Annotated in this window: 25 protein-coding genes and 1 rRNA gene; 24 read left to right on the top strand and 2 right to left on the bottom strand. The window is 44.1% G+C overall.

What is annotated here, in order from left to right; genetic code table 11:
* Nucleotides 1–9: 9 nt before the first annotated feature.
* The 21 genes from rplR to ACN6NF_RS22020 all read left to right on the top strand — a co-directional run bounded on the left by rplR (nucleotide 10) and on the right by ACN6NF_RS22020 (nucleotide 14,132).
* The gene (gene rplR / locus ACN6NF_RS22120) at nucleotides 10–378 is read left to right on the top strand and encodes a 50S ribosomal protein L18 (RefSeq protein ID WP_007432568.1); all 369 of its coding nucleotides are present in this window, start codon (nucleotides 10–12) and stop codon (nucleotides 376–378) included.
* A gap of 27 nt (nucleotides 379–405) precedes the next feature.
* Entirely contained in the window at nucleotides 406–903 is a 498-nt protein-coding gene (gene rpsE / locus ACN6NF_RS22115) for a 30S ribosomal protein S5 (RefSeq protein ID WP_013373261.1), read from the top strand.
* A 12-nt stretch (nucleotides 904–915) separates the two neighbouring features.
* The gene (gene rpmD, locus ACN6NF_RS22110) at nucleotides 916–1,101 is read left to right on the top strand and encodes a 50S ribosomal protein L30 (protein WP_013373260.1); all 186 of its coding nucleotides are present in this window, start codon (nucleotides 916–918) and stop codon (nucleotides 1,099–1,101) included.
* A gap of 43 nt (nucleotides 1,102–1,144) precedes the next feature.
* Nucleotides 1,145–1,585: a 50S ribosomal protein L15 gene (gene rplO, locus ACN6NF_RS22105; protein ID WP_013312149.1), complete on the top strand. Its 441-nt coding sequence runs from the start codon at nucleotides 1,145–1,147 to the stop codon at nucleotides 1,583–1,585.
* Nucleotides 1,585–2,883 carry a preprotein translocase subunit SecY gene (gene secY / locus ACN6NF_RS22100; protein ID WP_013373259.1) on the top strand — a complete coding sequence of 433 codons (1,299 nt, stop codon included), beginning with the start codon at nucleotides 1,585–1,587 and terminating at the stop codon, nucleotides 2,881–2,883. Before rplO ends, secY begins: the two co-directional genes overlap by 1 nt.
* 90 nt (nucleotides 2,884–2,973) lie before the next feature.
* Nucleotides 2,974–3,618 carry an adenylate kinase gene (locus ACN6NF_RS22095; RefSeq protein WP_013373258.1) on the top strand — a complete coding sequence of 215 codons (645 nt, stop codon included), beginning with the start codon at nucleotides 2,974–2,976 and terminating at the stop codon, nucleotides 3,616–3,618.
* A gap of 5 nt (nucleotides 3,619–3,623) precedes the next feature.
* Nucleotides 3,624–4,163: a M24 family metallopeptidase gene (locus ACN6NF_RS22090; protein ID WP_474319587.1), complete on the top strand. Its 540-nt coding sequence runs from the start codon at nucleotides 3,624–3,626 to the stop codon at nucleotides 4,161–4,163.
* A gap of 9 nt (nucleotides 4,164–4,172) precedes the next feature.
* Nucleotides 4,173–4,481 carry a KOW domain-containing RNA-binding protein gene (locus ACN6NF_RS22085; RefSeq protein WP_013373256.1) on the top strand — a complete coding sequence of 103 codons (309 nt, stop codon included), beginning with the start codon at nucleotides 4,173–4,175 and terminating at the stop codon, nucleotides 4,479–4,481.
* 2 nt (nucleotides 4,482–4,483) lie between these two features.
* A complete protein-coding gene (gene infA / locus ACN6NF_RS22080; protein WP_006212898.1) occupies nucleotides 4,484–4,699 on the top strand; it encodes a translation initiation factor IF-1 in 216 nt (71 codons plus the stop codon).
* A 118-nt stretch (nucleotides 4,700–4,817) separates the two neighbouring features.
* Nucleotides 4,818–4,931 carry a 50S ribosomal protein L36 gene (gene rpmJ / locus ACN6NF_RS22075; RefSeq protein ID WP_003333770.1) on the top strand — a complete coding sequence of 38 codons (114 nt, stop codon included), beginning with the start codon at nucleotides 4,818–4,820 and terminating at the stop codon, nucleotides 4,929–4,931.
* Nucleotides 4,932–4,952: 21 nt separating this feature from the next.
* The gene (rpsM, locus tag ACN6NF_RS22070; protein WP_007432560.1) at nucleotides 4,953–5,321 is read left to right on the top strand and encodes a 30S ribosomal protein S13; all 369 of its coding nucleotides are present in this window, start codon (nucleotides 4,953–4,955) and stop codon (nucleotides 5,319–5,321) included.
* Between the two features lie 19 nt (nucleotides 5,322–5,340).
* A complete protein-coding gene (gene rpsK, locus ACN6NF_RS22065; protein ID WP_007432559.1) occupies nucleotides 5,341–5,736 on the top strand; it encodes a 30S ribosomal protein S11 in 396 nt (131 codons plus the stop codon).
* Nucleotides 5,737–5,871: 135 nt separating this feature from the next.
* Nucleotides 5,872–6,816 carry a DNA-directed RNA polymerase subunit alpha gene (locus ACN6NF_RS22060; protein WP_013373254.1) on the top strand — a complete coding sequence of 315 codons (945 nt, stop codon included), beginning with the start codon at nucleotides 5,872–5,874 and terminating at the stop codon, nucleotides 6,814–6,816.
* A 34-nt stretch (nucleotides 6,817–6,850) separates the two neighbouring features.
* On the top strand, nucleotides 6,851–7,216 hold the full coding sequence (rplQ, locus tag ACN6NF_RS22055; protein ID WP_013373253.1) for a 50S ribosomal protein L17: 366 nt from the start codon (nucleotides 6,851–6,853) through the stop codon (nucleotides 7,214–7,216).
* A 151-nt stretch (nucleotides 7,217–7,367) separates the two neighbouring features.
* The gene (truA, locus tag ACN6NF_RS22050) at nucleotides 7,368–8,153 is read left to right on the top strand and encodes a tRNA pseudouridine(38-40) synthase TruA (protein ID WP_025365929.1); all 786 of its coding nucleotides are present in this window, start codon (nucleotides 7,368–7,370) and stop codon (nucleotides 8,151–8,153) included.
* A 183-nt stretch (nucleotides 8,154–8,336) separates the two neighbouring features.
* Nucleotides 8,337–8,774, top strand: coding sequence for a 50S ribosomal protein L13 (gene rplM / locus ACN6NF_RS22045; RefSeq protein ID WP_013373251.1), 438 nt, complete (start codon nucleotides 8,337–8,339; stop codon nucleotides 8,772–8,774).
* Nucleotides 8,775–8,794: 20 nt separating this feature from the next.
* On the top strand, nucleotides 8,795–9,187 hold the full coding sequence (gene rpsI, locus ACN6NF_RS22040) for a 30S ribosomal protein S9 (protein WP_013373250.1): 393 nt from the start codon (nucleotides 8,795–8,797) through the stop codon (nucleotides 9,185–9,187).
* 1,016 nt (nucleotides 9,188–10,203) lie between these two features.
* Nucleotides 10,204–10,896 (top strand): phosphoadenylyl-sulfate reductase, encoded by a 693-nt coding sequence (locus ACN6NF_RS22035; protein WP_019688711.1) that lies wholly within the window; start codon nucleotides 10,204–10,206, stop codon nucleotides 10,894–10,896.
* 55 nt (nucleotides 10,897–10,951) lie between these two features.
* Complete coding sequence (sat, locus tag ACN6NF_RS22030) at nucleotides 10,952–12,121, top strand: sulfate adenylyltransferase (RefSeq protein WP_474319586.1); 1,170 nt, start codon at nucleotides 10,952–10,954, stop codon at nucleotides 12,119–12,121.
* 68 nt (nucleotides 12,122–12,189) lie between these two features.
* The gene (gene cwlD, locus ACN6NF_RS22025) at nucleotides 12,190–12,966 is read left to right on the top strand and encodes an N-acetylmuramoyl-L-alanine amidase CwlD (protein ID WP_457906016.1); all 777 of its coding nucleotides are present in this window, start codon (nucleotides 12,190–12,192) and stop codon (nucleotides 12,964–12,966) included.
* Between the two features lie 59 nt (nucleotides 12,967–13,025).
* Nucleotides 13,026–14,132, top strand: a complete 1,107-nt coding sequence (locus tag ACN6NF_RS22020; protein WP_474319585.1) for an Mrp/NBP35 family ATP-binding protein — start codon at nucleotides 13,026–13,028, stop codon at nucleotides 14,130–14,132.
* A gap of 33 nt (nucleotides 14,133–14,165) precedes the next feature.
* On the opposite strand, the gene gerD is transcribed toward ACN6NF_RS22020, so the two are convergent.
* Entirely contained in the window at nucleotides 14,166–14,897 is a 732-nt protein-coding gene (gerD, locus tag ACN6NF_RS22015) for a spore germination lipoprotein GerD (RefSeq protein ID WP_474319584.1), read from the bottom strand.
* A gap of 108 nt (nucleotides 14,898–15,005) precedes the next feature.
* Nucleotides 15,006–15,785: a polysaccharide deacetylase family sporulation protein PdaB gene (gene pdaB / locus ACN6NF_RS22010; RefSeq protein WP_474319583.1), complete on the bottom strand. Its 780-nt coding sequence runs from the start codon at nucleotides 15,783–15,785 to the stop codon at nucleotides 15,006–15,008.
* A gap of 96 nt (nucleotides 15,786–15,881) precedes the next feature.
* Here pdaB and ACN6NF_RS22005 point away from each other — a divergent pair, with 96 nt between their 5' ends.
* From ACN6NF_RS22005 to ACN6NF_RS21995, 3 genes are all read left to right on the top strand, one after another.
* The gene (locus ACN6NF_RS22005) at nucleotides 15,882–16,496 is read left to right on the top strand and encodes a stage II sporulation protein M (protein ID WP_474319582.1); all 615 of its coding nucleotides are present in this window, start codon (nucleotides 15,882–15,884) and stop codon (nucleotides 16,494–16,496) included.
* 196 nt (nucleotides 16,497–16,692) lie between these two features.
* Nucleotides 16,693–16,923 carry a hypothetical protein gene (locus tag ACN6NF_RS22000; RefSeq protein ID WP_013312131.1) on the top strand — a complete coding sequence of 77 codons (231 nt, stop codon included), beginning with the start codon at nucleotides 16,693–16,695 and terminating at the stop codon, nucleotides 16,921–16,923.
* A gap of 367 nt (nucleotides 16,924–17,290) precedes the next feature.
* Nucleotides 17,291–17,395: ribosomal RNA gene (locus tag ACN6NF_RS21995) — 16S ribosomal RNA — on the top strand; the annotation flags it as partial.

Below are 17,395 nucleotides of genomic sequence, written 5' to 3'. Positions count from 1 at the left end.
AAACTTGAGATGATTACAAAACAAGATAAAAATAAAGCACGTGTCAGAAGACATCTGCGTGTACGTAAGAAAATCGAAGGTACGGCTGTACGTCCTCGTTTGAACGTATTCCGCTCTTCCAAGCATATCTACGCACAACTGATTGATGATGTTGCTGGTGTAACATTGGTTTCTGCATCCACTATGGATAAAGAGCTGAGCAGCGAAATCAAAAACGGTGGTAGTGTAGAAGCGGCTCGTAAGGTTGGCGAACTCGTTGCTAAACGTGCGAAAGAAAAAGGCCATGCTAACATCGTATTTGATCGTGGTGGATACTTGTATCATGGACGGATTCAAGCTTTGGCTGATGCAGCTCGCGAAGCAGGCCTTGAATTCTAAGACATTTCTCAAAAGGAGGTTAACGACTTGCGTGTAGATCCGAATACTTTGGAACTGACTGAAAGAGTAGTAAATATTAATCGTGTAGCTAAAGTTGTCAAAGGCGGACGCCGTTTTAGCTTCAGTGCTCTGGTAGTAGTGGGCGACGGCAACGGCTGGGTAGGCGCTGGAATCGGTAAAGCGGGCGAAGTACCTGATGCGATTCGCAAAGGTATTGAAGATGCTAAGAAAAACCTGGTTCACGTTCCACTCGTAGGCACAACAATTCCTCACCTTGTTACAGGTAAGTTCGGTGCTGGCCGGGTTCTGTTGAAACCGGCATCGGAAGGTACTGGGGTTATCGCTGGTGGTCCAGTTCGTGCTGTACTGGAACTTGCTGGTGTAGGTGATATCTTGACAAAATCTTTGGGTTCTTCGAATTCCATGAATATGGTCAATGCGACTTTGGAAGGTTTGTCCCGCTTGAAACGCGCTGAAGATGTTGCTAAATTGCGCGGCAAATCCATCGAAGAGCTGCTGGGCTAAGGAGGGAATATCATGGCGAAATTAGAAATTACCCTCGTTCGTTCGTTGATCGGCCGTCCTGGTACTCAGAGAACGACTGTTAAAACGCTCGGCTTGCGTAAAATCAACCATAAAGTAGTTCAACCCGACAATGCAGCAATTCGCGGGATGATTAATCAAGTTAGCCATTTGGTTTCTGTTAAAGAAATTGAGGCTTAAGAAATAAAGTATTTTAACAATAATCAAGGAGGTGCAACGAACGATGAAGTTACATGAGCTTTCCCCAGCTCCAGGCTCCCGCAAAGAACGTAAACGTTTGGGTCGTGGTCCTAGTAGCGGTACGGGTAAAACTTCTGGTCGTGGTCATAAGGGTCAAAACGCTCGTTCCGGCGGTGGTGTACGTCCGGGCTTCGAGGGTGGTCAAAACCCACTGTATCGTCGCTTGCCTAAACGCGGTTTCGTAAACCCTACTCGTAAAGAGTATGCGGTTTTGAATATCGAAGATTTGAACAGTTTTGCAGCGGGTACAGAAGTAAGCCCTGAGTTTTTGCTGAACAATGGTATTGTGAAGAACGCGAAATCCGGAATTAAAATTCTGGGTAACGGTGAAATCACTGTGAAATTGACAGTTAAAGCGAACAAGTTCTCTCAATCTGCGGTAGAGAAAATTGAAGCTGCCGGCGGTAAAACCGAGGTGATCTAATGTTCAAGACCCTGAAAAATATATGGCGGGTTGAGGATCTTAGAACCCGAATCCTGTTTACCCTGTTTATACTATTTGTATATCGTATTGGCTCCTTCGTGCCGGTTCCCGGTGTGAATAAGCAAGTCTTTACTTCTCAGGATCAGGCAGGAAGCGAGTTGTTTGGACTCCTTAACACCTTCTCAGGGGGCGCATTGTATCAGTTTTCGATCTTCGCCCTCGGGATTATGCCATATATTACAGCGTCCATCATTGTACAGTTGCTGTCAATGGACGTGATTCCGAAACTTGCGGAATGGGCTAAACAAGGAGAGCATGGTAAAAAGAAATTGGCTCAAATTACACGGTATGGTACTGTAATACTGGGCTTAATCCAAGCATTCGGAACGTCGATTGGTTTCAATCGACTGTACGGTGCAGCGATGATTCCAGGTGCTACTTTTGCAGATTATCTGGTTATTGCCATTGTGCTTACAGCAGGAACTACATTCCTTATGTGGCTTGGTGAGCAAATTACCGAAAAGGGAATCGGCAATGGTATTTCTATTGTAATCTTCGCAGGGATCGCGGCAGGTATTCCAAGACATATTCGGACGATTGTAGAATCTCAGTTTATTCAAGCAGATCAGCTGTTTATGAATATTCTGAAGGCAATTATCATTGCCTTGGTGGTTGTTCTGATTATTGTTGGTGTTATCTACATCCAGCAAGGTATTCGGAAGATTCCAGTACAATACGCGAAACGTGTAGTTGGCAACAAAATGTACGGTGGCCAGAATACGCATATTCCGATGAAAATTAATGCGGCAGGCGTTATTCCGGTAATCTTTGCGGTATCATTGCTGCAATTCCCGACAATTATTGCGAGTTTCTGGGCAGATCATGCTTGGGCTAAGTGGATTACCACTTACTTGTATTATGACAAGCCACTGGGCATGGTTTTGTATGTCGTAATGATTATCGGTTTCACATTCTTCTATACCTTTGTACAGATGAATCCGCAGCAAATGGCCGACAATATGAAGAAAAACGGCGGCTATATTCCGGGCATTCGCCCAGGTAAAGCCACGGAGAAATACTTGACACGAGTAATGTCACGTTTGACAATGACAGGAGCTTTGTTTCTGGCAGTCATATCCGTTTTGCCGGTATTCTTCGGTTCGCTTTCGGGCTTGCCTCGTTCCGTGCAAATTGGCGGTACTTCATTGCTCATCATAATTGGTGTAGCATTGGATACGATGAAGCAAATCGAAAGCCAACTGATCAAACGCCATTACAAAGGCTTCATCAACAAATAGGCAATAGGTACCGGCTTAGGATGTTCGCATGCTTACCGGCACCTTTTGTGCTGTTTCTTGTGTAGGGGTCGTCTTGAGGAGTGACAGATTGTGAATATTTTGATCATGGGCCCTCCGGGGGCTGGTAAAGGTACACAAGCAGATGTCATTGTGAAGGAGTTCGGCATTCCTCATATCTCGACAGGTGATGCGTTTCGCCTAGCGATGAAACAGGGAACACCTATTGGCATTAAAGCCAAAGAGTATATTGACAAGGGTGAACTTGTTCCGGATGATGTAACAATCGGTATCGTTGAAGAACGACTACAGCAGCCGGATTGCAAGAAAGGTTTCTTGCTAGACGGTTTTCCAAGAACTTTAGCTCAAGCTGAAGCCTTGGACCAAATTCTGGGTCGCTTGAACACGAAGCTGGATGATGTCATCAACCTGAAAGTGGATCGTGACAACTTGTTGGCACGAATCACAGGACGGCGAGTTTGTAAAAGCTGCGGAGCTAGCTATCATATTGTCTTTAATCCTCCTAAGGTTGAAGGCATTTGCGATAAAGACGGTGGTGAACTCTATCAGCGTCCTGACGATAACGAAGATAGCGTAAGAACACGACTTGACGAATATAGTAATAAAACAGCACCACTCCTCACGTTTTATGAGAACCAGAATCTTCTGCGTCATATTGACGGAGAACAGGATATTGATGTGGTTTCCCAAAATATCGTGTCCTTGTTGCGGGGTTAGCTGTAATGATCATTTGCAAGTCGGGGACGGAATCAAGCTTTATGAGGAAAGCTAGGAAAATGAATTCGGCAACGAGTCATTTCTTAGCAGGACACATCGAGCCCGGTATTACGACCGGTGAACTTGATCATTTAGCTGATCGGTATATTCGCAGTCAGGGAGCTGTGCCGTCTTTTAAAGGTTATAACGGTTTTCCTGCTAGCATTTGCGCTTCAGTCAACGAACAACTGGTGCACGGATTTCCCGGCAAACGCAAGTTAAACAAAGGCGATGTCATTACAAAAACTCGTCAGTTTACAATGTCGCATGCCATTCGGCAATATATTGAGAATCCAAACCGTGGTATTCCTGAGCAGGGGCCGAGGCTGAAAACCGGCATTGTGCTGGCTATTGAATCAATGATTCCAATAGGTGCTCGCCTTGTAGGGACGCTGGAAGACAACTGGACGGTCGTTACGATGAACGTAATCTCTTGTACTCATTTTGAGCAAGTGGTGACGGGCGAAGCGGACGGCATGGACATTTTCACGAAACTGAGTGCGTAGGTGATTGGAATGAATCAGCAAGGAAACCTGCAAATCGGTCAGCTGGTGAAGATTCTGAAGGGCAGAGGTGCCGGACAGATTGCGGTTGTCGTTTCAATAGCAGATAGCAGGTTTGTGTATATTGCGGATGGGGATAAACGAAAGTTTGATCAAGCGAAGAAGAAAAATGTTCTTCATTTGGTACCTCAGCCAAAGATTAGTAGCGAGATTGTAAATAGTTTAAACGAAAGCGGTCGGGTGACGAACGGAAAACTGCGGCATGCAGTGAAAACTTTCCTGGACTCGTCCGAATACCAAGCTGAAGAGAAAGGAGACTGACTTTGGCCAAAGAAGATGTCATTGAGGTTGAAGGTACGGTAATCGAGCCACTGCCGAACGCTACGTTCAAGGTAGAGCTGGAGAACGGTCATCAAATTCTTGCTCATGTTTCCGGAAAGCTGCGGATGCACTTTATCCGTATTTTGACAGGCGACAAGGTGGTTGTACAGTTATCGCCTTACGATTTAACTAAAGGCCGTATAACGTACCGCAAGTAATTCATGCAGGTTTTTATTAAACGTACGTCATTTAAAAAAACTTGTTTTGCTCGGCAAAACGATGTGAATGTTCACGAAGCGAGTTTTACCAGGGTAAAGCTTGGAGGAGGTAATCAACATGAAGGTAAGACCTTCTGTAAAACCTATTTGCGAGAAATGCAAAGTCATTCGCCGCAAAGGGAATGTAATGGTTATTTGCGAAAATCCGAAACACAAACAAAAACAAGGTTAATAGAAGGGGGTGTAGCGTAAAATGGCTCGTATAGCTGGTGTGGATTTGCCACGTGACAAACGCGTTGAGATCGCCTTGACTTACATTTTCGGAATCGGTAAGACGACTTCTCAGAAAATTTTGAAGGAAACAGGCATCAGTGCAAACACGCGTGTTCGTGATTTGACTGAAGATGAAGTGAGCAAATTACGTGAAACGATCGACAAAGAAGTTAAAGTAGAAGGCGATCTGCGTCGTGAAATTTCCTTGAATATTAAACGTCTGACTGAGATTGGCTGCTACCGTGGTGTTCGTCACCGTCGTGGATTGCCTGTTCGCGGACAACGTACTAAAACTAATGCTCGTACCCGTAAAGGTCCTCGTCGGACTGTAGCGAACAAGAAGAAATAAGAAGGGAGGATAACATTCAATGGCTAAACCGAAAAAAGTTGTACGCACAAAACGCCGTGACCGTAAAAATATCGAGAGTGGCGTGGCACACATCCGTTCCACGTTCAACAACACGATCGTTACGATCACAGATCCACACGGTAACGCAATCTCTTGGGCCAGCTCAGGCGGCATGGGATTCCGTGGTTCCCGTAAATCTACTCCATTCGCAGCGCAAATGGCCGCAGAAACTGCTGCTAAAGCTGCTATGGAACACGGCATGAAGACAGTCGAAGTCATGGTTAAAGGACCTGGTGCAGGTCGCGAAGCAGCAATCCGCTCTTTGCAAGCTGCTGGTCTGGAAGTTAACCTGATCAAAGACGTAACTCCGGTACCTCATAACGGATGCCGTCCTCCAAAACGTCGTCGCGTCTAATGAGATTTCTCCTCTGCGTGTAGTATAGATCCGGCACAAACTGCCAAGAATGGATGTTTAGGTATACTGCATGATAGACTATGGATAAGGTGAATGTTTCATATAGGAGCGACGTTTTGAAGGAGGGATATTGCAGTGATAGAAATCGAAAAGCCGAAAATTGAGACGGTTGACGTCAATGATGATGGCACCTATGGAAAATTCGTAGTAGAACCGCTGGAACGCGGATACGGTACGACGCTGGGGAACTCGCTTCGCCGTATTCTGTTATCCTCGTTACCGGGGGCAGCAGTCACATCGGTTCAGATCGATGGGGTTCTGCACGAGTTTGCAACGGTTCCCGGTGTGAAGGAAGACGTAACGGAGATCATTCTGAACTTGAAAGCTTTATCGCTTAAAATCCACTCAGATGAAGAGAAAGTACTCGAAATCGATGCGGAAGGCGAAGGAGTTGTAACGGCAGGTGATATCCGTGCGGATAGTGATGTGGAAATTCTTAATCCGGATCTTCACATTGCAACGCTCGGACCGGGTTCGAGACTTCACATGCGTATTTTTGCCAATCGCGGTCGCGGTTACGTTAAGCAGGATCGGAATAAACGTGATGACCAGCCGATCGGCGTCATTCCCGTCGACTCCATCTACACTCCGATTGCACGCGTGAACTACGGCGTAGAAAATACGCGTGTCGGCCAGGTTACGAATTATGACAAGCTGACACTTGAGGTTTGGACAGACGGAACTATTCGTCCTGAAGAAGCTGTGAGCCTTGGAGCCAAAATTTTGACCGAGCATGTGATGCTATTCGTGGGTCTCACGGATGAAGCAAAAGATGCAGAAATTATGGTCGAAAAAGAAGAAGACAAGAAAGAAAAAGTTCTTGAAATGACGATCGAAGAGCTGGATCTCTCCGTCCGTTCCTATAACTGCCTTAAGCGCGCTGGTATCAATACGGTACAAGAACTCACGACTAAATCTGAAGAAGATATGATGAAGGTCCGTAACTTGGGTCGCAAATCTTTGGAAGAAGTACAAGAGAAGCTCGAGGAACTTGGTTTAGGACTTCGTACGGAAGAATAGCACAGCAACGTTTTTGTGAAGGAGGGGAAACTACATGGCATACCAAAAATTGGGCCGTAATTCCAGTGCCCGTAAAGCTTTGTTTCGTGATTTGGTAACCGATCTGTTCTTGTATGAGCGTATCCAAACTACTGAGGCTAAAGCGAAAGAAGTTCGTTCTATTGCTGAAAAACTGATCACCAAAGCGAAAAAAGGAGATCTGCACGCACGTCGTCAAGTGGCTGCGTTCGTTCGCCGTGAAACTTTGGATGGTGAGCAGGATGCAATCCAAAAGCTGTTTAGCGAATTGGCTACACGTTACAATGAGCGTCCAGGTGGATACACTCGTATCTTGAAACTGGGACCTCGTCGTGGCGACGCCGCTCCAATGGTATATCTGGAATTGGTTGACCGCGCGTAAACAGGCGAAGATGAGGGAAGGGTGGACAGAATCGGCTTGATTCTGAACAACCCTTTTTTTCTCTTGGAGGAGTCCTTGAGGGGCTTCTCCTTTGTTATGTTCGGTTATTTCCTGTAAGACCAGAGAATACCCCTGCAAAGGTGTGAGAAGCATGCGGAACTTGTGCATGAAGGTGAACTATGATGGAACCCACTATGATGGCTTTCAGACGCAGCCTAGTGGCAACACCATTCAGGACTGTCTTGAAAATGCTATATACTCATTGACGGGCGAACGTCTTAAAATTACGGGCTCAGGACGTACAGATGCAGGTGTGCATGCATACGGGCAGGTATTCAATTTTCATACTGAATCGCCGATTCCGATACATCGCTGGTGTCTGGCACTTAATGCCTGGCTGCCTCGTGATATCATCGTTACGGATGCGAGAGAGGTGCCACTGTCCTTTCATGCACGCCGCATGGCGAAGCGGAAGACGTATCGGTACAGTATTAATGCGAACCGGTTTCCAGACATCTTTCACCGTCGTACACAGGCCCATCATCCAACGAGTCTGGATGTAAGAGCGATGGAAAAGGGGTTGGCTCATTTAGTGGGCACCTTTGACTATACTTCGTTCGCATCTCGACGTTCCCAAAAGACGAATCATGTTCGCACTATTTACGAAGCCTATATAACGGTAGACCATTCCTTTTCACGTCCAGGGTCGGACGATCAGGGAATTATTCATACTTATATTACAGGTAGCGGATTTTTGCAGCACATGGTTCGGATTATAATGGGGACTTTGCTGGAAGTGGGAGAAGGCAAAAAATCGCCGGATGATATTCCTTCCATTTTGGAAGCAAAAAACCGTTCAAAGGCTGGCCCTACAGCCGTTGGACACGCTTTAACGCTCTGGAATGTAGAGTACGAAGAAAACATCAAAAAACATTGATTTTTTCCTTGCAGAATTGATGGTTATCCTGTAATATAAAAGTTGTGTTTTCTTAATGGCTTTCCCACAGCCCCAATTAAGATAATCACTTTATAGCAACATCTAATCCATCGATAATGCAGCAACTTAACGAACGAAGATAAATGATGATTTCTGTTAACGAACTTAAGGAGGATACTTTTCATGCGTACTACGTATATGGCGAAGCCAAATGAAGTTGAGCGCAATTGGCACATCATTGATGCCGAAGGCAAAACGCTCGGCCGTCTGGCAAGCGAAGCGGCTGCGTTGATTCGCGGCAAACACAAGCCACAGTTTACACCACATGTGGACACAGGTGATTTTGTTGTTGTAATCAATGCGGAGAAAATCGTATTGACCGGTAAAAAAATGGAGAACAAAAAATACTATCGTCACTCCCTGCACCCAGGTGGTCTGAAAGTAACAGTTGCACAAGATATGGTTAAGAACAAACCTGAACGTATGTTGGAATTGGCTGTTCACGGTATGCTTCCTAAAACTCGTCAAGGCGACAAAATGAAGCTGAGACTTAAAGCTTACAGAGGTACAGAGCATCCACATGCAGCACAAAAACCTGAAGTTTACGAACTTCGCGGATAATTAAAAGGGAGGACAGTTTCATGGCACAAGTACAATACTATGGGACAGGTCGTCGTAAACATTCGGTAGCTCGTGTTCGTCTCGTACCGGGTGAAGGACGCATTGTCATCAATAAGCGTGATATTAATGAATATTTCGGTTTGGAAACTCTCAAACTGATCGTAAAACAACCATTGAATCTGACAGAGACACTTGGTAGCTATGACGTGCTCGTTATCGCTCATGGTGGTGGTATCTCTGGTCAAGCAGGCGCAATCCGCCACGGTATTTCCCGTGCTCTGTTGAAAGCAGACCCAGAATTCCGTCCAGCTTTGAAAAAAGCAGGCTTCTTGACTCGTGACCCACGTATGAAAGAACGTAAAAAATACGGTCTCAAAGCTGCTCGTCGTGCACCACAGTTCTCGAAACGTTAATATTTCGAATACAGAAGAACCTTTTCCTTATGGAAAAGGTTCTTTTTATTTAGATCATTTGTTACTCATAACCACATGTGGATAAATGATCTATGCTAGAATTTCATGGTTTCATCTGCCCTAAAAATACATAAATTAGCGCATATACTGTCCGGAATATGTAAGTTATCCACGATGTAAGTAAAGTCGGTATAGTGATACACAAATAAAGTTTGCTATTTCAACACAGTTAATCCTGTAATGTTCACAACCTGTGACTAATTAAAAAGATCAGGGAATTTTTGCAGAGCAATCTCTAGTTTACTACTGCCCTTCTTCCCGGCGTCCGTATTTGCAGCGATGATGATGAGTTTTTTAACCATTGAGAATGGGCTAAGATAGGGCTCCAGTTATGTTAAGGTCTTAGCTGTGTCCGAATTCATTAATTTCTCAGGGAGGGCCTCTGTGAGCGCTACAGGAGTGGGCTGAGGCTTAATGGCGATCTGTATGGGGGCCTTCTCTTTTTTAATATCCCTAATAGAAGCGCGATTAGCATCAAAGTTCTCAATTCGGTAGTGGGATTCTTCGGATGTAAACCTTGTAGTCAGAGCTGGCTTACCTTGAGCTGATCACGGCCACGTATGCTTCATCTTTGGATGCAAATATAAATATGACAACCGAACCTTAATTATATTTCCTCGATCAAATCCAAGGATAATCTTGGCTCTAAGCAAGGACGCTTTTTCTTCGGATATGTTTACCTGATCATAATTACCAAACCTATTCAGATTACGATCGTATGGTATAAGAATATTTTATATAAAGCCAATAAACTTGATTGGATTTGCATGAGAGCATTAAAGAATGCTGACAGAACAACGTTCATGTATCATGCGAGAGGATAAATGTTTACAGTATGACGATGTTGCTTGGATTGACAATGAATATGAAAGTTTTATACTGTACTTAATCTTATTAGTTTAGTCGGCATTGAGGTATCACTTATTTATGAATCTTCATATGGAGGCGCATTGATAATGAATTTATTGGAGAAAGAAGCGTTGATTAGAGTCAAGGCAAGTGAACTGGAAGAGGCCACGCCTGAAGAAATTATCCAATATGCTGTTCATACATTTCCCAACCTCACCTTTGCTTGTAGCTTCGGAGCAGAAGATGTAGTACTAGTAGATATGCTACAAAGAATTAGCCCTTCTACCGATATTTTTTACTTGGATACCGACTTTCATTTTCAAGAAACTTATGATACGCGTGATCAGATGAAAGCTAGATACAATTTGGATTTTGTTAGAGTCTCTCCCTTAATCACTCCAGAAGAGCAAGCTGCGGAGCATGGAGAGGAGCTGTGGAAATCAAATCCTAATGCATGCTGTGGTATACGCAAGGTTGAGCCGCTGACACGCATTCTGTCTCAATACGATGCATGGATTACCGGTATCCGTCGCGATCAGGCTCCTACGCGTGCGAATGCAAAAAAGGTAGAGTATGATGAAAAGTTTGGTCTCGTTAAATTTAACCCCTTGGCAAGCTGGACTTCCGAGGATGTATGGAACTATATTCGCACTCATGATGTATTGTATAATCCATTGCATGACCGTAATTTTCCCAGTATTGGCTGTGAGCAATGCACACGTGAAGTCCTGCCAGGTGAAGATCCACGTGCTGGCCGTTGGTCAGGCAATGAGAAAACGGAGTGTGGGCTCCACCAATAAAAAATGGTATGTAGGTAGCTCTGAGACTTATTTATGAAGAGAAAGGAAGTGCATCATGACTGCAATTCTTCCGCATGGCGGAACGCTCGTTGATAGAAATATAACTGGACCGCAGCAAGAAGCACTGTTGCAGGCTGCAGGTGAATTGTTTCCTATCCCTGTAAACTCATGGACGATTTCTGATCTGGATTTAATTGGAGTAGGTGCCTTTTCTCCATTGACGGGATTTATGAATGAGTCAGATTATCGTTCAGTGGTAACGGATATGCGTCTTGCTGATGGTACAGTCTGGAGTATTCCCATTACTCTTGCAGTAGTAGAAACCATAGCCAGTGAACTGAAACTAGGTCAGCAGGTGGCTTTGGTGGGGGAAACAGATGGTATCATCTATGCTGTACTTGATATTGAGAGTATTTATCAGGTTGACCAGGCAGAGGAAGCCAGATGTGTATTCAAGACGGCTGACCCGGCCCATCCTGGCGTAAATAAATTGTTAGATCGACCTGCTACCTATGTAGGTGGAACGGTGCAAGTGCTGAATCGACCCAAACCTACTCAATTTAGCGAATTTTATTACACACCAGCACAGACACGTAGCCATTTTGCTGAAAAGGGCTGGAAGACAGTAGTCGGTTTTCAAACAAGAAATCCGGTACATCGGGCACATGAGTACATCCAAAAAAGCGCGATGGAAATTGTGGATGCTTTATTTCTAAATCCACTTGTTGGAGAGACCAAGTCAGATGACGTTCCAGCAGATGTGCGTATGAAGAGCTATCTAGTGTTGCTGGACAACTATTATCCGGCTGATCGAGCCTTTCTGGGGGTCTTTCCTGCTGCCATGCGATACGCTGGTCCTAGAGAGGCCATTTTCCATGCTATTGTGCGGAAGAACTTCGGCTGCACTCATTTTATTGTCGGAAGAGATCATGCGGGTGTAGGGGACTATTACGGTACCTATGAAGCGCAGGAAATTTTCAAGCACTTTACACCTGAAGAGCTGGGGATTACCCCGTTGTTTTTTGAACACAGCTTTTACTGCACCCAATGTGGAAATATGGCCTCAAGTAAAACATGCCCACATCCCAAGGAGCATCATTTGACGCTCTCTGGCACCAAAGTGAGGGAATTGTTACGCTCCGGGGTTTGTCCGCCACCGGAATTTACACGCCCGGAAGTCGCTCAAGTGCTGATTGAAGGTATGAAAGAATATGTTCATGCCTGAGTTGTACTAACTACACGCCTCGTCCCATATAGATTATTAGTATCTGTATAGGACGGAGGCGTTTTGTTATGCAAAAAAACAATCGTAAAAAAGAGGTCACACTGTGGATTCGCTATCGGACGCTGCAAAAAATGCTGTTAGGCTGTTGTCTCGCTGTTCTATTTATCATGCTGACACTGTATGAGATACCTGCTTCGAGAGCATGGATTCATTGGAGTCTACCGCTTACTGGTAAGGTAATTGCTATAGATGCCGGACACGGAGGACCTGATGGAGGAGCAGTTAGCAAAGAGGGAGTCATTGAAAAGGATATTAACTTGGCGATCGCTTTTTATTTGCGGGATTATTTGCAGCAAGCAGGAGCTGTTGTCGTCATGACACGCGAGGATGACCGCGATCTGGCGCAGCAAGAAACAAAAGGCTATTCCAGAAGAAAAACGGAGGATTTAAAGCAACGGGTACGTATGATTGAGGAGCAGAAAGCGGACCTCTTTTTAAGTATTCATATGAACAGTATCCCGTCGAGCCGTTGGAGTGGAGCCCAGACCTTTTTCGTACCTAATCATGCAGATAACGAGAATTTGGCATCCTTAATTCAGGAAGAAATCAAGCGCAACCTGGAAAATACGGATAGAGTAGCTAAGACCGTAAACACCGTCTATTTATTAAAGGCACTCAAAATGCCGGCAGCTCTTGTAGAAGTCGGATTTTTGTCCCATCCAGAAGAAGCCAGACGACTCAGTGACGAGAACTATCAGAGACAAGTGGCTGCATCTATATATAAAGGGATTTTGCGTTACAGTGCCGGGGAAAAGGGAACCTCATCAGCACCTGAAGTCAGATAGTGGTATACTGTAAGTGTTTACCACTACGTAAATCAATAAAGCAGAGGTGCTGATTATTCATGCAATCGAGAGAGCAAGTTATAGAGCTACTTCAGCAAGTGCAAGAGCCTCAAACGGGACGCCGTTTGGTTGACCTGCATTTTATTCGGGATGTGGTTGTTAAAGAGGATCGAGTATCATTGACTGCTATTACCCTGGATAGCCAGGAAGAGACGCGGACGGAATTGGATCGTGAAATCCGGCAGACGTTAGAAAAGGCGGGATTAAGTCACGTCCATATTCGAATTCGTGAAGCATCTGAGTCTGAAAAGTCAGCTATTCTAAATGGGGAGGATACTGAGGAGGTAGCTGATCCGGTATTGACCAAAGGACATGCTGTCGGTATGGAAGAACATGAGCTGCTTAACCCAGCATCTGGCGTACGATTTATTGCCATTGCAAGCGGAAAAGGTGGTGTCGGAAAGTCGACAGTAGCTGTGAATTTGGCGGCAGCTCTAGCCAGACAGGGTAAGCGAGTGGGTTTAATTGATGCTGATATCTATGGATTCAGTGTGCCGGATATGATTGGGGTAGAGGACGTACCTTCTGTCGAAGATGGTATCATTCAGCCAGTGGAGCGATTTGGTATCAAAATCATGTCCATGGGCTTCTTTGTGAGAGAAAACAATCCTGTTATTTGGAGAGGTCCCATGCTGGGGAGGATGCTTAGACAGTTTTTTAGTGATGTCGAATGGGGCAAGCTAGACTATATGATACTCGATTTACCACCAGGGACTGGTGACGTAGCGCTTGACGTACATCAAATGATCCCGCAGAGTGAAGAAATCATTGTCACTACTCCGCATGCGACGGCAGCTTTTGTAGCTGCACGTGCAGGGGCAATGGCCCTTCAAACGGATCATAGGGTCATAGGGGTCGTAGAGAACATGTCCTATTATGTATCCTCTACTGGAGAAAAAGATTATGTTTTTGGACGGGGAGGCGGGGCTATGTTAGCAGATATACTTCATACGAAACTTTTGGCACAAATTCCGCTGGGTATCCCAGATAATCATCCGTCAGAAGCCGATTTTTCTCCATCCGTATATAAATCGGAGTCTGCGACAGGAGCTATTTATAATGATATAGCTGCCCAAATTACGAGGATGCACTCGGAATCTGAATAATAAAAAAGGCTGGTTGTTGAACCAGCCTTTTTTTTATTGACCTCCTCCTTGACCTCCTTCACCTCCGCCTTGTTCTCCTTCACCCCCACCGCCTTCTTGCTTTTGATCCCCAGAGCCACCTTGCTCTCCGCCTTTTTTCTCAACCTTAGGTTGAAGTTCTTCTTGTACAACAGTTTTGAGTAAATTCATGACCTCAAGCCGAAAAATTGGATTCTGCATAGCATCATGCATGACTGTCATAGATTGTTTGCGATATTCTGGGGTTTTAGTTAAGTCCATATACATCTTGGTTAGTTCTGGCGATTTTAGCATCGCTTCAATTGATTTTTGGTAAGAAGGGTCTTTTATAAGCTGCATATGAAGCTGTTTGCTTTGACTGTTGATGGCTTTGGCAAATTCTCCAGCAAAACGCGGATCAGTCATAATTTTTTCGATTTCTTTTTTATATTCAGGTGAGATCAAAGTATCCTTTACTGCGATTTTCATCTGTTCAGCGGATTGCGTGGGCATAAGCATTTTCATTCCCATGCTGCCCCCAGATCCACCTCCTTCACCACTTTGACCGGATTGTCCTTCTTTTTCCCCTGTTAAAGCTTCTTCTACGGCTTTTTTTCCATCATCACTTTTCAGGATATCGACAACCATCGTTTTCATCTCTTTATAACTGTTCTGGGGAGGTGCAGAACCCTGATCCGAGCCGCAGCCGCTCAGTGCAACGCCCAGTATGCATACCATGCTAACAAATCGCAAACGAGTCCAATTCATAGCGCCGTATTCCTCCTTTATCATGAATGTGGATAGTATGCGGATGATTAGGGAGAAATATGTCGAGTTGCTTTTGGTTTTTAGCTGAGAACGATGTAAAATAACTCCTTAAAGACCCAAAGCTTGATCGCGAACCTCTTTACCTTTTACTGTACCCTGTTGAAGCAGTTCGGATACAGTCACAAATTCATAGCCTTGTGCCCGCAACTTGTCGATAATAATGGGCAACGCTTCATGAGTTTGTTTACAAGAATCACTGGCATGAAGAAGGACGATATCACCGGGATGTGCTTTATTTACAACACGGTCGATTATGACCTGCGTACCAGGGTTTTTCCAGTCTAGGGAGTCGGTATCCCATTGAATGGTTTTGTAGCCTAAAGTGCTGGCAACTTGAAGTACCCTTTTGTCAAAGTCACCATTAGGCATACGTATTAATTTGGGGGATTGTCCAGTCAGCTCGGTTAATGTGGTATGAGCCGTTGAAATTTGCTTACGAATCTCTTCATCGCTTAAGCTGCTATAATTTTCGTGTTTATGACCATGACTACCAATTTCAAATCCGCTTTCTTTAATTTGATTCACGAGTTCTGGGTGTGTTTTGCTCCAAGGGGCAGAAAGAAAAAAGGTGGACTTGGTCACTTTTTTATCTTCGAGAACTTTTAAAATGGGGGCAGTACGCTTATCCCCCCAGCTAATGTCGAAGGTGAGAGCGATCAGCTTTTTATCCGTAGGTACACTGTAAATGGCAGTTGGCGCTTCCTCGGAAAAAACCGTAACATTATCGGTTTCTACATAAATGACCCCGGCAGTAAAGACGGCCGCTGCCATTACGATCAAGAATCGTTTAATTTTTTTGCCGTTCAATACATAGAAAAAAGAATTCATGGTTAATGCCCCTTTCATCCTAGAAGTGCTTGTTTACTTAAAGCTATGCCAGGGGTTGTCAATTATTCCATTAGACTAATAGGAGGAATCTAACAAATGGGACTAAGAGCATTTTTTCATGATTTACGCACGATAAGACGGCTAATTTTGATCGCTGTACTTTTTTTCTGTGCAAGTATTGTAGTGGGATGGTTAAGTACAGGTGTTATTCAGTCTATGTTGGCACAACAAATGGAGGGACTGGGGGGAGTGGCGCAACGATTGCAGAACTCTGAGCATCCACAATGGAGTTTTTTTGTGTTTATCTTTTTCAATAATGCAATCAAATGCGTGCTGGTTATATATACCGGGGCTCTTTTTGGAATCGTACCGTTTATATTTTTGATTGTGAACGGAATGGTTTTAGGTTTTGTAGTACACCTTCAGACAGATATGGGAAGAAGTATGTATGAAATTGTCGTAAAAGGATTATTGCCTCATGGTGTGATTGAATTGCCTGTTTTGATTATTGCCTGTGCCTTCGGATTGAAGTTTGGATTCAATATAATATCTACCCTAGGTACAAGCATAGGACTAAAACGCAAAGATACTGGCCCATCGTGGGCGGTTTTTTTGAAACAAACGTTGACCGTGTCAATATGGTCTGTCATTTTATTGTTTATAGCAGCTGCGATTGAGAGCGGCATAACTTATCGTTTACTGTCGCATTAAAATAATATGGCCATTTATTTATATATTTCCCGAAAATTGAACATAACAAAGGGGAGAGCAGTAAAGAAAAGCATTAAAGATTACTTGGAGTAAGTTTGAAACCTTAGCAGTTGAGTTTAAAAACAGGTAAAGTTTGGAACAATTAATTGAGCAAATATAAGTACTATATAATCTGCTGATAAGGGAGTATGGTCATATGTTGGGAATGCTGTTTAACGAAAAAGAATGCAAGGAACTTGACTACGTTCTTCGTAAGGAACTAGATGAAATGCTGCTTGACATGAGTGATACCCGATTGGACCAGGATATCCGTTATGCTATAGCACTTCGATATAAAACAGTTTTCCGCATGTATGCCCGTTTTGCACCCGCCAAGGAATTATCCAAATATGCACGCAGAGGCCGTGTTCCGCAAACCAAACAATGAAAAGAGAAAGAAGAACTATATCAGAACGAGATATCAGGAAGTAAATATACTTTCTGATATCAAAAAAAGAGTTGACTCTATTCAATATTCATGTTAAATTAATTTTCGTTCCTTTTTGAAGGATTTGCTCGAAAAAAGAATTTTAAAAAAACTCTTGCAAAATTCAAAGAGAGATGATATATTATAAAAGTCGCCGCTGAGATGCGGTGATGAAGCAAAGTGAGATACAAAGAAAGTTTGATCTTTGAAAACTGAACAACGAGTGAGTAAACTGATTTTGTTCGCAAAATCAAACAAAGAGATATTTTATCTCGTCAGTTTCAACATGAGCTAATCGCTCTTTCGATAAACCAACCTCGGTTGGTCTTTAATGGAGAGTTTGATCCTGGCTCAGGACGAACGCTGGCGGCGTGCCTAATACATGCAAGTCGAGCGGGGTTAGTTAGAAGCTTGCTTCTAACTAACCTAGCGG

This window comes from Paenibacillus sp. TSM33 (genome assembly GCF_056099025.1).
This window is presented reverse-complemented; position numbering and strand designations above follow the sequence as displayed.